This is a genomic window from Vibrio sp. OPT24 (genome assembly GCF_015163545.1).
Taxonomy (GTDB): Bacteria; Pseudomonadota; Gammaproteobacteria; order Enterobacterales; family Vibrionaceae; genus Vibrio; species Vibrio cyclitrophicus.
Genome location: NZ_JADDYI010000028.1, coordinates 1 through 255 on the forward strand (window position 1 = coordinate 1; position 255 = coordinate 255).

Below are 255 nucleotides of genomic sequence, written 5' to 3' on the forward strand. Positions count from 1 at the left end.
GGGAACTGAAACATCTAAGTACCCCGAGGAAGAGAAATCAACCGAGATTCCGAAAGTAGCGGCGAGCGAAATTGGATTAGCCCTTAAGCTTTTAATGAGACAGACGAAGGCTCTGGAAAGTGCCGCAGTAAAGGGTGATAGCCCCGTAGTCGACATCTCATAATCAGTGAAAACGAGTAGGGCGGGACACGTGATATCCTGTCTGAATATGGGGGGACCATCCTCCAAGGCTAAATACTACTGACTGACCGATAG

Annotated in this window: 1 rRNA gene; it reads left to right on the forward strand. The window is 48.6% G+C overall.

Going from position 1 to position 255, the window contains the following annotated elements:
- Positions 1-255 (forward strand): 23S ribosomal RNA (locus IQO02_RS22555); the annotation flags it as partial.